Below are 13,410 nucleotides of genomic sequence, written 5' to 3'. Positions count from 1 at the left end.
TTGCCATGTTGATGGTGAGGGTAGGGAAGGGGCTCGGCTATTCTTGTAACCGCTATGTTTTTGCTCGGCTGTGGGTATAATTCAGTCAGCTATTAACCTTCTCTAAGTTTCGGGGGTATCCATGTCGCGTCGTGGCCTTGTGTGTGCGGTCGCTGCACTTGCCTTGAGCCCAGCTCCAGTTGTCGTCCTTTCACCATCGGCTGTGTCCCAGGAGGTTTCTCCTGAGCAGCAGCAGGAAAGCACCTCGCAAGCGCAGGATCCTGAAGATCTCCCTGGCCTCATTGAGCGTATGGCGGACGTCGCCCAGCGCGTGTCTGCCAAGGGCGAAGAGGTCAAGGGACTTGAGGATGAGCTCGCCGAGTCGGAGAAGGCCATTGAAGAGTTGGACCGCAAGGCCGAGGAAGCGCACCGCAGTTCCGAGGACGCCTCCGCGGCGGTAGCTGCGCAACAGGAACGCATCGATGCGCTCGCGCAAAAGCGTTATCGCAGGAATGCTGCATCGACCTCAGTTTCGGCTGCTCTTAACGCCAATGACGTCGCCAGCGCGGTCGAGCGCATGGGCTACCTGGGCGCTTTGTCCAAGGCTGCGAAACGTGAAGAAGATGCGATGGTAGCTGCCTCTGCCGCCGCAGATGATGCGCACCAGGAAGCTGTCGATGCTGCCGCGGAAGCCCGCCGCAAGCGTGATGAATTGCAGGAACAGCGGGATACTGTTCTCAAGGAAAAGGCCGAGCTGGAGGAACAACAGAAGGAACTAGAAGCCACCGTTGATGGCCTCAGCCCCGAAGCGCGGGAGGCGTGGATCCAGCACTTCGGCGGGTCTTCCGGTCTTGACCTAGCCGCGTTGGCTGATGGCTCTGGCTCCGCCGCCGTCGAGGCCGCTCTTACCCGCATCGGCGCTCCCTATGGGTGGGGTGCTACCGGTCCCGATGCCTTTGACTGTTCGGGTCTCATGGTGTGGAGCTACCAACAGATGGGCAAGAGCATTCCACGTACCTCCCAGGCGCAGCTTGCCGGTGGCACACCAGTGCCGATGGATCAGCTGCAGCCAGGGGACATCGTGGGCTACTATCCCGGCGTGACCCACGTGGGAATGTATATCGGTGATGGCCAAGTAGTTCACGCCTCCACCTATGGTGTGCCCGTGGCCGTGGTGCCGCTTAATTCCATGCCCGTCCAAGGCGCTGTTCGTTACTAGGCTATGGCGCGCACCCTCCTCGTCACCAATGACTTCCCGCCTACTATTGGCGGGATTCAGTCCTATCTTCGAGATTTTCTAGCCACCCTCAACCCGCAGGATGTCGTGGTCTTCGCCTCGACTCAAGATAGTGACGCTGCCGCGGAGTATGACGCGACGCTGCCCTATACCGTGGTCCGCTGGCCACGCAGCATTATGTTGCCGACGCCCGCCACAGCTCGTCGTATGCAGCAGCTCATTCGTGAAAACAACATTGAGACAGTCTGGTTTGGTGCTGCAGCTCCGCTGGCGCTTATGGCGCCGTCCGCGCGTGCGGCTGGGGCAAGCCGCATTGTGGCAACGACGCACGGGCATGAGGTGGGGTGGTCCATGCTTCCCTTGGCGCGGCAAGCCTTGCGCAGAATCGGTCAGAATGCAGATGTCATCACGTATATCTCTGAGTACACGCGCAACAGGCTCGAGCCCGCGCTCGGCACGCGTGCCCAGTGGGTGCACCTGCCCTCGGCGGTCAACCTGGAGGATTTCACCCCGACTACGACGGAGGAGAAACAAGCAGCACGGGAGCACTTCGGGCTAGGCCCAGGCCCGGTCATCGTCTGCATCTCCCGCTTGGTCCCGCGGAAAGGCCAAGACCAGCTGCTGCGCGCAATGCCGGAAGTGCGCGCGCGAATTCCAGATGCCCAGTTGCTCATCATCGGGCGCGGTCGTTATGAGTCGACTGTGCGTGAGCTTGCGCGCCTGTACTGCCCGGACGCCGTGGTGCAGGAAGCACGGGATACGGCGGAATTGCGGATGGCGCTACACGCCGCCGACGTGTTTGCCATGCCGGCGCGCACCCGGGGTGGCGGCCTCGACGTCGAAGGCCTGGGAATTGTCTACCTAGAGGCGCAGGCGGCGGGCCTACCAGTCGTTGCAGGGGATTCCGGCGGTGCGCCGGAGACAGTAACGCCGGAGACGGGCATAGTTGTGCGCGGTTCCTCGGTGCCGGAGCTTGAGCTAGCGTTGTGCACGCTGCTTGGCGACGTCCCCGGCGCCCACCGTATGGGGGAAGCTGGACGGCGCCACGTGGAAGAGCATTGGACGTGGGAGATTATGGGCGCACGATTGCGTGAGGTTCTTGAATGTGATCGTGGGCAGGACGCGGTATATCCTACTAGTCATGCTTGAACACTTTCCCTCCGCTGAAGGCGGCCACGCTGGCCTCACCATCGGGTTCGATATCGGTGGAACCAACCTGCGTGCTGCGGTGATTGATCCCTCCGGAGAGATTGTGGATTCGCTGAGTGTGCCCACCGCCACGGATGCGCAAACACTCGAAGATGACATCGTGCGCTGCGTAGACAATCTGGCCGCATCCCATGACATCGAGGCCGTGGGGCTTGCTCTCGCAGGCTTTTTGGATCCCGAGTGTGAAGTCGTTCGTTTCGCACCGCATTTGCCGTGGCGTGATGCCCCAGTACGCGAGATCCTCAGCAACCGTATGGACATCCCGGTTCGCCTAGAACACGATGCTAACTCGGCTGCTTGGGGGGAATGGCGCTTCGGTGCTGGACGGGGTGCGAAGGACTGGGTCTTTTTTGCCGTGGGAACCGGCATTGGTGCCACGCTTTTTACTAACGGCACAATCTACCGAGGAGCTTTCGGTACCGCACCAGAGTTTGGGCACCTTGTCGTGTCACCGGGTGGGCGCCTGTGCTCCTGCGGCAAGCGTGGTTGCCTCGAGCGTTACGCCTCCGGCACCGCATTGCCGGATACCTGCGAGGAATTGCGCGGCGACTATGATACCGCCCTTCCGCTAAACCCCTCCGGCGAGGAGATCACCGCTGCGGCTCGACAAGGTGATCCACTGGGATTGGCCGTCATGGAGAACTTCGGCCAGTGGCTCGGGCAGGGGTTGTCCATGGTGGCAGATGTGCTCGATCCAGAGCTGATTGTAATCGGCGGCGGGGTGTCCCAGGACGCGGATCTTTACCTAGATCAAGCGCGGGAGTCCATGGCTAGCCAGATTGTCGGGGCCGGTCACAGGCCCCTGGCCCGAGTCGCAACCGCGAAGTTGGGTTCGGCGGCAGGTATGATCGGAGTCGCTGATCTCGCCCGCCAGGAGCACCGAGGTTAACACCGCACATTTTTCTTTCACCGGGCAGCACTGCCTGTTCGGCACATACAGATAGGACTATAAGCGATGCGAAACAAGTGGTACTGGGCCTTCAAGCACATCTTTTTCGGCCCGGCCCTTCGAGTGTGGAACCGCCCATGGTCCGAAGGAATGGATCGCATCCCGGAGTCCGGACCGGCTATCTTGGCCTCCTCCCACCAAGCGGTGATGGATTCCTTCTACTTCCCGCTTCTGTGCCCGCGGCAGATTACCTTCTTGGCAAAGAGCGAGTATTTCACTACCCCCGGCTTCGTCGGCCGCATGCAAAAGTGGTTCTTTAGCTCGGTCGGGCAGGTGCCGATTGACCGCGTCAACAAGGACGCTAGTGACGCGATGCTGGCGAGCGCGGAACGCATTATTGGCCGCGGAGATCTTTTTGGCATCTACCCGGAGGGAACTCGCTCACCTGATGGGCGTATCTACAAGGGGCGCACCGGCATGGCGCGCATCGCGCTGACTACGGGTGAGAAGGTCATTCCCATCGCCATGATCAATACCCGGAAGGCCAATCCAATCGGCTCGTGGATTCCGCGCCCCGTTCGCGTCGGCATGCGCGTGGGAGAACCCATCGACCCCCGAGCATGGGCCGCTGAGCGCAACCTCGACCCGCAGGATCACGCCACCGCTCGTGACTTTACGGATTACGTGATGAAGCAACTCTCGGAGTTGACGGGCGAACCTTATGTCGACGTCTACGCTTCTGATGTCAAGGCTTCCCTGCAAGCCGGACACGGCTACCCGGAAGGGGCCGAGCCCGGTTCGGAGGCGCGGTAGTCAGTGACTTCCTCCCCGAAACAGCGATTAGCTTGGCCCGATGTAGCAAAGGGGATCTCCATCCTGGGCGTCGTGCTGCTGCACATCACGCTCACGGTTCCGGAATCCAAGGACACGTGGCTGGCTGCCTTTAACGTGTGGCTGGACCCCTTGCGCTTGCCTTTGTTCTTTTTGGTGAGCGGCTTCTTCGCACAAAAGGTGTTTCGCTTCAGCTTTGCCGAGCTTTTCACCCGCCGCCTGTGGTACTTCCTAGTGCCTTATGTCGTGTGGATGCTCGTGGAGCTGCAGACTAAGCGCGTGGAATACCACTGGGTATTCGGGGACCCTATTTTCGATGTTGATCAGATGGCCGCAAGCCTCCTAGTGGGGCATTCCATGGCCTGGTTCCTGCATGCGCTGATTCTGTTCAATATCTTCCTCTGGTGCGTACGCAAGCTGCCCGGGTGGGCAGCGATGGCGCTGAGCTTTACCCCGATTCTGTTCATCGCTTGGCAGGCGCAGTACACCTCGATTGCAAAAGCCATCATGTTCCTCCCGGTATTCGTTGGTGCTGCCTATTTTCGGGATGCCATTGCCGCATTCGCCGCCGCCATCGAGGCACCGTTTAAGGGAACATGGGATCACCGTAGCTTCTGGGCATATTCCGGGATGACCGTGGCCTATGCCATCGGATTTTCCATCCGCCGCGCGTGGGATAACTACGCAGGGGAAGTCGATGTCACCTGGCTGCTACCTGGCGCGGAGGCACTGGTGCGGGATGACGTTCACATCCTCGTCCGCATGGTAGAGCAGTTCTTCGAGGTTCCGGTAGGAATCGCGGTGGCGGTAGCAGTGTCTTATATTCCGGTCTTGTCTACTGGTTTGCGTTTTATCGGTTCGCACACGCTGCCCATCTACCTGGGGCACCCCATCGGCCTGACGGTTCTTTATGGCTACCCCATGGCGCTCCACCCGCGGGAGGTCACCCTGGCGGGTCAATGGCCACTGGAAAACACCTGGTTCTGGCTCAGCATGTGCGTGCTTTATTGCGCTGTTGCGTCCTTGGCCCTATGGGCCCTAGGCAAGGTACCTGTCTTAGGCTGGACGCTGACCCCGCCGGCGATCGGTGCCAGTCGGCGGAAGAAGGAACCTTCCTCCGCGGGCGTGAGCTTGAGCAAGCAGCTCAACGCAACGAGGAATACGACAAGCAAGAAGTAGTCATTGCCCGGAATCTGCTGCCACCACGACCACGTCAGTTCCAGTTGCTCGCCGTGGGGGACAAGCCAGTGACCGCGAGCTACCAGAACCAGCCATGTGAGGCCGGCAAAGAACCAGCGGCGGCGAGCAGTCAGATACACCGCCGCCAAGCACAGCCACGTGAAGTGGTGCGACCACGAGACTGGCGAACACAGCAGCGCTGCCGACGAGGCCAGCAGCACGAGCTCAATCTGTGAGGATGTGCGCTCCATGACCCACCACAACGTCACCACGATGATGAGGCACCCAATTATCCAGAGGTCCGTTGCCTGCTCTGGGACGATGCGGCTGAGCAGGCCGCGGAGTGATTGATTGCTCGAGTAGGCCAGCCCACCGATGCGGGAGGAATCCCGGATGGTATCGGTCCAATACACCGCGGAGCTCGCTGGGGAGGCGAGGTAGCCCACCACGCCGCAGGCAACAAAAGCCCCCACCGCCGTGGCAAGAGCGCGCCAGTCTCGGCGAACGAAAAACACGGCGAGGAAGACCGCGGGGGTGAGCTTGATAGCGATAGCTGCGCCTGTCAGAATTCCACGCCATGGGTTGCGGGGCCTCAGTATCAGGCAATCCACAATGACTGCCGCGGTCAACAGGAGGTTTACTTGACCGAAGCTGAGTGTCTCAGTAATCGGCTCGGTCAGCAAGCAGGCGCACAATGCCCACGAGGACCACCAACCGGGCCTGTGAGTGGTGCAGCTTCGAGAGAGGACGGCGTAGAGGCAGACCCAGAGCGCTGCCACCGATGCCGCAGTGAGAAGAATGGACAGTGGCCACAGCGGTAGCCATGACACCATGGCGAAAAGCGTTGCGGCAAAAGGCGGGTACGTGAACGGCAGCGAAAAACCGTTGTCGAGGACATAGCTTTGGGCGTACAGATTCTCTCCGCGTAGCAGCGCGCGTCCCCCCTCACGATAAACATCGAGGTCAATGTGGTAGGAAGGCACAATGCTGCCACTGCTGAACAACGCCGCAGGCTGAATAATCCATGCCACGGAGGCCAGCCCTGCTATGAACAAGGGGAGAAGGGGAGAGTAGAGAGCTTTCTTCACACGGTAGAGTATAGGCCCCAGTGGAGAGACGTATGTGGGCAAGAGACTAGGATTACAGGACGTGCGCTACTTCTACGACACCGAATTCATTGAGGACGGATCGACCATTGAGCTGGTCTCCATCGGTATTGTCGGGGAAGACGGAAGCGAGTACTACGCGGTGTCCACAGACTTCGATCCCGCGAAGGCCAATGCGTGGGTGCGGGAGAACGTCTTGGATAAATTGCCAAGCCCCGCAGACCCAGTTTGGAAATCGCGCGAGACCATCCGCGAAGAGCTCTTGAAATTCTTGGGCCGGCATTCCACGCCTATCGAGCTGTGGGCTTGGGTAGGAGCCTATGACCACGTGGTTCTCGCGCAACTCTGGGGAGACATGGCTAGGCTGCCCAAGGGGATGCCGCGATATACCCGGGAACTGAAGCAGTATTGGGAGTTTGCCGGCCGCCCTAAGCTGCCTCCAGTGCCCAATAGCAACCACGATGCGTTGGTCGACGCCCGCCATAATCTGGCTAAGTTTCGAGTCTGCGAGCAGCATTTGCCGCTGACTAGGGGCAACCGCGTACATTAAACGTGAATTAATACCGCAGCCGAAAAGACCATTAACTAACGCGTGACAGGCCCAAGATGGTTAAATACTGGGTGTGAGTTGGACAGTAGATATTCCCAAAGAAGTGCTTCCTGATCTGCCGCCGCTACCGGAGGGGATCAATGAGAAGTTCCAAGACGCCATTTCCCGCGAGGCAAAGCAGCAGCCGAGCTGGGATCAGCTGCAGGCTGATAACGTCCGCAAGATTCTTGAATCCGTACCGCCTATCGTCGTGGCCCCGGAGGTTGAGGATCTCAAGCGCAAGCTTGCCGACGTCGCCTTGGGCAAAGCCTTCCTCCTCCAGGGCGGCGATTGCGCGGAGACCTTCGAATCCAACACTGAGCCGCACATCCGCGGCAACATCAAGACGCTGCTACAGATGGCCGTGGTGTTGACCTACGGCGCGTCCACCCCGGTGGTGAAGCTGGGGCGTATCGCCGGCCAGTACGCGAAGCCACGCTCCTCTGATCTGGACGCGAATGGCTTGTACAACTACCGCGGTGACATCGTCAACGGCGTGGAAGCTAACGAAGAGTCCCGCCGCCACGATCCCGCCCGCATGATTCGCGCCTACGCGAACTCCTCGGCGGCAATGAACTTGGTCCGCGCGCTGACCCACTCCGGAACCGCAGACCTGTACCGCCTCCATGAGTGGAACCGTGAATTCGTGGCCAACTCCCCGGCGGGTGCACGCTACCAAGCTCTGGCGGATGAGATTGAGAACGGCCTGGCCTTCATGAACGCCTGTGGGGTTTCGGACGAGACCCTGCGTTCGGCGGAGATTTACTGCTCCCACGAGGCCTTGCTGAAGGACTACGAGCGTTCCATGCTGCGCTTGGGTACGGACTCTAACGGCGAAACCAAGCTTTATGACCTGTCCGCGCACCAGCTGTGGATTGGTGAGCGCACCCGTGGTCTCGAGGACTTCCACGTGGCCTTTGCTTCCATCATTGGAAACCCCGTGGGCATCAAGCTTGGCCCTGGCGTGACGCCGGAGCAGGCAGTGGAATACGCGGAGAAGCTTGACCCGAACCGCGAGCCGGGCCGCCTCACCATGATTGCCCGTATGGGCCACGATAAGGTGCGCTCTGTGCTGCCCCCGATCATCAAGGCAGTGGAGGACTCCGGCCACAAGGTGGTGTGGCAGTCTGATCCGATGCACGGCAATACCTTCACGGCATCGAACGGTTACAAGACTCGCCACTTCGACAAGATCGTCGACGAGGTCCAAGGCTTCTTCGAGGTGCACCGCGAGCTGGGCACCCACCCGGGCGGCGTCCACCTGGAGTTCACAGGTGAGGACGTCACCGAGTGCCTCGGCGGTGCGGAGGACATCACGGACGTGGATCTGCCGGGCCGCTACGAGTCCGCCGTGGACCCGCGCCTGAACACCCAGCAGTCGCTGGAGCTGTCCTTCCTGATCGCTGAGATGCTGCGCAACTAGAAGTTGCGCAGGCTAATACGGCCTCCAGAGAATCGGCCACGTGCCGTATTCTCCGGAGCCAAACCACCAGGCCGCCACCGCGACGGCCAAGGTGGCGAGGATGACGAGGACGAGGAAGCCAATGAGAGCAATCGCGCTGCGATTGCTCAAAGGCCGTTCTTCCGGCTCTTCCTCGGCACCGGCTGGGGGAACGGGGGCAGAAGGCTCCGGCACCGCAGGGGAGGGCGCCGGAGGCTCTACAGGCGCGGATGGCGGGAGGAAGGCGTCGTTGCGCGGCTCTACCCGGGTTTCCCGCGTTGGGGGCTGGGGCGCAGGGATAGCTGAGGTCGCTTCAAAGACCCGGGTATTGTCCGTGCCCGAAAAATCCGTTGGCACGGCAGCAGTACGTGCGGCAGCCGAGTTCCGCGGGATGGGGACAGTGAACTTCGGGAGCTGTAGCTCGCGGGAGACATCATCCAAGGCATCGAGGAATTCGCCGGCATCCGCAAACCTTTCGGCTGGCTGGCGTGCAGTGGCGGTGGCCACGAGGGCGTCGAAAAGCATGGGCACCCCCTCGATGCGGGAGGAAGGCGCCACCACATCCTCGTGCACGCGCGCGGTGGCGTGCGCCAGCGGGGTATCGCCGCGGAAGGGGACAGTGCCGGTCAACAATTCAAAGAGCACGATTCCTGCGGAGTACACGTCGGAAGCCGGCGTGATGTCCGCGCCAGTGACTTGCTCGGGGGAGAGGTAGCTGACGGTACCGACGATCTGGCCCGAACTATCGTGCTCCGCCTTAGCGGAGCGAACCAGACCGAAATCGCCGACCTTGACGCGATGGCTATCCGTGATCAGAACATTATCCGGCTTGATATCGCGGTGCACTAGGCCGGCGTGGTGGACTTCGGTGAGCCCGGCCAGCACGGAGTGCATGACGCCGGCTGCGGCATGCGGCGGCATGGGCCCGCGTTCTGCAAGGAGTTCGCGTAAGGTACCTCCGGTGATGAGCTCCATGATGAGATAGATGGGCAATCCATCCGCGGAAAAGTCATGCACGGCGACGAGATTGGGGTGGCTCAGCTGCGCCATCGCGCGGGCTTCGCGCTCGAAGCGGGTAACGAAGACAGGATCATCGTGATAGCGCTCATCCATCACCTTGGCGGCTACTGCGCGGCCCAAACGCATGTCCACGCAGCGATACACGGTGGACATGCCGCCGCGAGCGATCGGCTGATCGATGCGGTAGCGTCCCTCAAGAATGTCGCCCACGTTCAGCCTTGTCATGGATTCCAGTATGGCTGATCGGCGCCCCAAAGTGTGATCCGGCTACAGTTGTGTCCGTGACTAAGTCTGAGAAAAACACCGAGAATCCGCACCCAGAACTGCCGCAGCTCCTCGCCGGGGAGAAGCTGCTGACGCTGAAGGAGGTCGCTGAGAGGCTCGATCTACCGATCACCCGTGTCTTCGATCTGCTCAATGCGCGCAAGTTCATTGTGTGGCGCAATGCCGAGGGAGAGCGCCTCGTTCCGGAAGCATTCTTCAACGCCAAAGGCGTCATTTCCAAGCATGTATCCGGAGTGATCACGGTCCTCTCCGACAACGGGTGGGGTGACAACGAGATTCTGGCGCACCTATTTACCGAAGATGATTCCTTGCCAGGCCGCCCCATTGACGCGCTGCACGGACACCTAGCGCGCGAGGTTATTCGGCGCGCACAGGCTTCGGCGTTTTAGAACCCTCATCGGGTTTCGGGGTCGCGGTGGTTCGTGGAACACCATCGAAAATCCACTGCGTTGCTGACCAAGCTACGACCACCATGGCGATATCCCAGAACCAGTTATACAGCTGGTGGTTACCGTCGCCGGCAAAGGCGACGCCGATGAATATGGCCACACCGGTGGTGAGCTTGATCAAGGGCAATGGCGGGCGGAACGTTCCCATGAGCGTGAGCACGGAGGCATAGTACCAGGGGAGCGTCACAGAGTTGAAGACGAATGCCACCTGGTAAGCAGCGGCCGTGGCAGCGATAGCCCGGCGCACGCCCGTGCGGCCCCACCACCATACGAGGACGAGGCCGAGGAGCATGAGGATCATCGCGGCCGAGCGCAGCGCGGTGAGCACACCGTTATAGGTGGTATCGGGGGAGAAGACCTGGATGAGCGGCACGAGGATGTCAGCGAGCAGGGTAGGGCCGGCTAGAGGGTTGATGACCTTGGAATTGCCACTGATTTGTGACAACCAACCCCACGAGCTTCCCGACGCCCACGTAATCGCCGCCACCGCCAGCGCGACCTCCACCACAGCAAGGAAACCGGACAGGAGGAAGACTCCGAAGCGCTTGATGGGCTTCGTCCCCTTCGGTGCCCAGTGGTGCAGCATGAGCCACACGATAAAAGGTGCAGCGAAAATAGCGGTGGCCTTGAGCGAGACCGCCACGCCAACCAGAAGGAGGCTGGCATGGAACTTGTGGTGCACTGCGGCAAGCAGACCCAGCGAAACTAGCCCCACCATGATGGATTCATTGTGCATGCCACCGATGAGGTGCAAGAGCATAACCGGGTTCGCTACGCCCAGCCAGAGTGCGAGGGCAGGATCGCCCCCGATGCTGCGCGCCAAGCGCGGAATTGACCAGGCAATGGCGGCAAAGCCGAGGACCGATATCGCCTTGTAGACGATGATGCCTGCGGCGACGTTTTCTCCTACCAGCTGGGTTACACCATTGCCCATCCACAGGTGCAATGGGCCATAAGGGGTGGTGGTGTTGCGCCAGTCGTGGGAGACCTCCAAGAGGAAGGGACCAGGATTCACCGCCGCTCCTTCAACATAAGGGTCGTAGCCATCACGCACCATCGCGCCTTGCATGAGATAGGAATACACATCGCGAGAAGCCAGCGGTGCCGCACACAACAAAGGGGCAACCCAGCACAACAGCATCCGACGAATATCGGCCAGCGCGCCGTCTGGTTGTGGGTTCTTCACCTGCGGGGCAATGAAGTAGCGGCCGGCCAAAACCCACGCGGCAACCAAGCCGAAAAGGCCTACCCAATAGAGGACCATGCCGATGTTGCGGCCATGGCCATAAGCTAGAAAGCCGATATTGAGCGCTTCAAGGAAGCCACCGCGGTTGCGGGTAGCGCCACCGGAGAAAGAGGCGAGTGCCAGCACGACAGCGGCGATGATGCCCAAAGGCAGGGGGTGGGGAATGCGCAGGGGCACGCGCGTGGTTGTGGGACGAGCCATGCTACATCCGGCGGGCCGTGGACTTGTGAGCAAGTTCTTCCAGAGTCTCCGTAACCTCGGGGGAGACCTGAGCATTGTGGAGGTGGTCAAGGCCCGAGCGCGTGAGATCGTTGATGCGCTGCTCGACGACATCCGGCGCACCCGAATCCGCAATAATCTGCGCCATGCGGGCAATCTCTGCGGGATCCTCTGTCTGACCGATGAGGCGACGCAACTCCGCAGCCGCGGCGGGATCGGAAGCATCCGCGCGCTGCAGTGCCAAGGCCAAGAGGACTGTGCGCTTGCCCTCGCGCAAATCATCACCGGCGGGCTTGCCAGTCACGGCGGGGTCACCGAAGACCCCCAACAAATCATCGCGCAGCTGGAAGGCAACCCCGATGTCTTGGCCGTAGCCGCGGAAAGCAGCGACGAGCTTTTCGGGGGCGCCCGCTATGGCTGCGCCCAAGTGCAGGGGGCGCTCGATCGTGTAGGCGGCGGTCTTGAAACGGTTGACTGAATCAGCCAACGTGGCGTCCTCAGAACCTTCCGCCTCGAGGCAGATATCCAGCATCTGCCCGCCGATTACTTCGCGGCGCATAGCGCGCCAAGGTGCGCGGGCACGTGCGAGTGCTTCAGGGCTAAGTCCGGAGTCCTGGAGCATGTCTTCCGCCCAGACCAGGGCCATGTCACCCACCAGGATGGCGAGGGACTGACCGAAGAAATCAGCATCGCCGTGGAAGCCGAGTTCGCGATGGCGGGCTGCTACGCCACGGTGAACGGTAGGGCTACCGCGCCGGGTATCGGAGGCATCCACGATGTCATCGTGGATTAGGGCGCAGGCCTGGATGAATTCTAAGGATGTGGCTGCGCGGAGCATAGCCTGTGGGGACTCCGTCCCTTCGAGCCCGCGTGCGCCGATAAAACCTGCCCACGCGTAGAGGGGGCGGATGCGCTTTCCGCCATCCAGTACGAAGGATTCCAAATAGGAAATCGCGTTGGTTACTGGAGCGCCGATGGATGCGATGGCATCACGCTGGCGGTCTAGAAAAAGCGCGAGCTCCTCGCGTACGGCTGCGGGAATTTCGTCCAAGGAAGGTATCTGCGGTGTAGTCACGCTTGCCACTTTACCTGGGCAGGTTCAGGGTTAAGGCGCCAGGTTAAGCGGTGTCGGTTGGTGTGAGCGGCACAGTAGATTGCAGGATTGCGAAGGGGCGGGAATCAGCGGGGTAATGGAGGTCACGGAGGAAATCGCTAAAGCCCATCTTGCGGTAGAGGCCAAAGGCGGAGTTGGCTTCATTGGGAACCTCCGGTGTGGAAAGCAAAATATAGCGAGCGGGAAGATTCCAGGCCAAGGCTTCTAGTAATGCGCGGCCCAGGCCGTGGCCTTGTTTCGAGGGGAGCACGTGGATCTCTGCCAGTTCGAAGTAATTGTGGAGAATCTCTTCTTGCTCTGGGGTGGGGCCGCCGCTGGCGGCGAGTGCGCGGCGGAGCTGCTTATCCCACCAGGTATCGGGGGTGCCTAGGAAGCCGTAGGCAAAGCCGGCGATGCCATATTCATCGGTGGCCACAATGCAGGAAAACCCTGGGCGCATGAGATCTGCGCGCCACCGCGAGATGGACCCCTCGCGCACCGAGGGGTTGTAGTCCATCGCCGCAATGTAGATATCCACCAAGTGCGGGAGGGCAATGGCGAACTCTTGGGGGCTTAAGCGGCGCAGCGTGTAACTCACATGTCTAATAACAACAGATTCTTACGGTATGTGAAAGCAC

At 60.8% G+C, this 13,410-nt stretch carries 12 protein-coding genes and 1 pseudogene; 8 read left to right on the top strand and 5 right to left on the bottom strand.

Going from position 1 to position 13,410, the window contains the following annotated elements; genetic code table 11:
* The first annotated feature begins 121 nt into the window (after positions 1 to 121).
* The 5 genes from HMPREF2978_RS01325 to HMPREF2978_RS01305 all read left to right on the top strand — a co-directional run bounded on the left by HMPREF2978_RS01325 (position 122) and on the right by HMPREF2978_RS01305 (position 5,324).
* On the top strand, positions 122 to 1,198 hold the full coding sequence (locus HMPREF2978_RS01325; protein ID WP_070743656.1) for a C40 family peptidase: 1,077 nt from the start codon (positions 122 to 124) through the stop codon (positions 1,196 to 1,198).
* Between the two features lie 3 nt (positions 1,199 to 1,201).
* The gene (locus HMPREF2978_RS01320; protein WP_070743653.1) at positions 1,202 to 2,365 is read left to right on the top strand and encodes a glycosyltransferase family 4 protein; all 1,164 of its coding nucleotides are present in this window, start codon (positions 1,202 to 1,204) and stop codon (positions 2,363 to 2,365) included.
* Positions 2,358 to 3,314, top strand: a complete 957-nt coding sequence (locus tag HMPREF2978_RS01315; protein WP_070643669.1) for an ROK family protein — start codon at positions 2,358 to 2,360, stop codon at positions 3,312 to 3,314. Before HMPREF2978_RS01320 ends, HMPREF2978_RS01315 begins: the two co-directional genes overlap by 8 nt.
* 66 nt (positions 3,315 to 3,380) lie before the next feature.
* Positions 3,381 to 4,127: a lysophospholipid acyltransferase family protein gene (locus HMPREF2978_RS01310; protein ID WP_070743650.1), complete on the top strand. Its 747-nt coding sequence runs from the start codon at positions 3,381 to 3,383 to the stop codon at positions 4,125 to 4,127.
* A gap of 3 nt (positions 4,128 to 4,130) precedes the next feature.
* Positions 4,131 to 5,324, top strand: a complete 1,194-nt coding sequence (locus tag HMPREF2978_RS01305; protein ID WP_070526668.1) for an acyltransferase family protein — start codon at positions 4,131 to 4,133, stop codon at positions 5,322 to 5,324.
* 194 nt (positions 5,325 to 5,518) lie between these two features.
* Here HMPREF2978_RS01305 and HMPREF2978_RS13385 read toward each other — a convergent pair.
* Positions 5,519 to 6,307 (bottom strand): annotated as a pseudogene (locus HMPREF2978_RS13385) (glycosyltransferase family 87 protein); the annotation flags it as partial.
* Positions 6,308 to 6,473: 166 nt separating this feature from the next.
* On the opposite strand from HMPREF2978_RS13385, the gene HMPREF2978_RS01300 reads away from it, so the two are divergent.
* Both HMPREF2978_RS01300 and HMPREF2978_RS01295 read left to right on the top strand, forming a co-directional pair.
* Positions 6,474 to 6,980: a polyadenylate-specific 3'-exoribonuclease AS gene (locus HMPREF2978_RS01300; RefSeq protein ID WP_070526671.1), complete on the top strand. Its 507-nt coding sequence runs from the start codon at positions 6,474 to 6,476 to the stop codon at positions 6,978 to 6,980.
* A gap of 73 nt (positions 6,981 to 7,053) precedes the next feature.
* Positions 7,054 to 8,442 (top strand): class II 3-deoxy-7-phosphoheptulonate synthase, encoded by a 1,389-nt coding sequence (locus tag HMPREF2978_RS01295; RefSeq protein WP_070526675.1) that lies wholly within the window; start codon positions 7,054 to 7,056, stop codon positions 8,440 to 8,442.
* A 12-nt stretch (positions 8,443 to 8,454) separates the two neighbouring features.
* On the opposite strand, the gene HMPREF2978_RS01290 is transcribed toward HMPREF2978_RS01295, so the two are convergent.
* Positions 8,455 to 9,705: a protein kinase domain-containing protein gene (locus HMPREF2978_RS01290; RefSeq protein WP_070743647.1), complete on the bottom strand. Its 1,251-nt coding sequence runs from the start codon at positions 9,703 to 9,705 to the stop codon at positions 8,455 to 8,457.
* Between the two features lie 50 nt (positions 9,706 to 9,755).
* On the opposite strand from HMPREF2978_RS01290, the gene HMPREF2978_RS01285 reads away from it, so the two are divergent.
* Complete coding sequence (locus tag HMPREF2978_RS01285) at positions 9,756 to 10,154, top strand: Rv2175c family DNA-binding protein (protein ID WP_070445241.1); 399 nt, start codon at positions 9,756 to 9,758, stop codon at positions 10,152 to 10,154.
* Here the strand turns inward: HMPREF2978_RS01285 and HMPREF2978_RS01280 are convergent.
* From HMPREF2978_RS01280 to HMPREF2978_RS01270, 3 genes are read right to left on the bottom strand one after another with little or no spacing between them, the layout of a single operon-like run.
* Positions 10,123 to 11,661, bottom strand: coding sequence for an alpha-(1->6)-mannopyranosyltransferase A (locus tag HMPREF2978_RS01280; protein ID WP_070526681.1), 1,539 nt, complete (start codon positions 11,659 to 11,661; stop codon positions 10,123 to 10,125). The two genes, HMPREF2978_RS01285 and HMPREF2978_RS01280, sit on opposite strands and share 32 nt — an antisense overlap.
* A gap of 1 nt (position 11,662) precedes the next feature.
* On the bottom strand, positions 11,663 to 12,754 hold the full coding sequence (locus tag HMPREF2978_RS01275; RefSeq protein WP_070743644.1) for a polyprenyl synthetase family protein: 1,092 nt from the start codon (positions 12,752 to 12,754) through the stop codon (positions 11,663 to 11,665).
* 43 nt (positions 12,755 to 12,797) lie between these two features.
* Entirely contained in the window at positions 12,798 to 13,370 is a 573-nt protein-coding gene (locus HMPREF2978_RS01270) for a GNAT family N-acetyltransferase (protein WP_070743641.1), read from the bottom strand.
* Positions 13,371 to 13,410 lie beyond the last annotated feature (40 nt).

This window comes from Corynebacterium sp. HMSC074C01, assembly GCF_001814605.1.
In the GTDB taxonomy this organism is placed as follows: Bacteria; Actinomycetota; Actinomycetes; order Mycobacteriales; family Mycobacteriaceae; genus Corynebacterium.
Note: the sequence above shows the minus strand (reverse complement) of the source record. Positions and strands in the feature narration are given on the sequence as shown.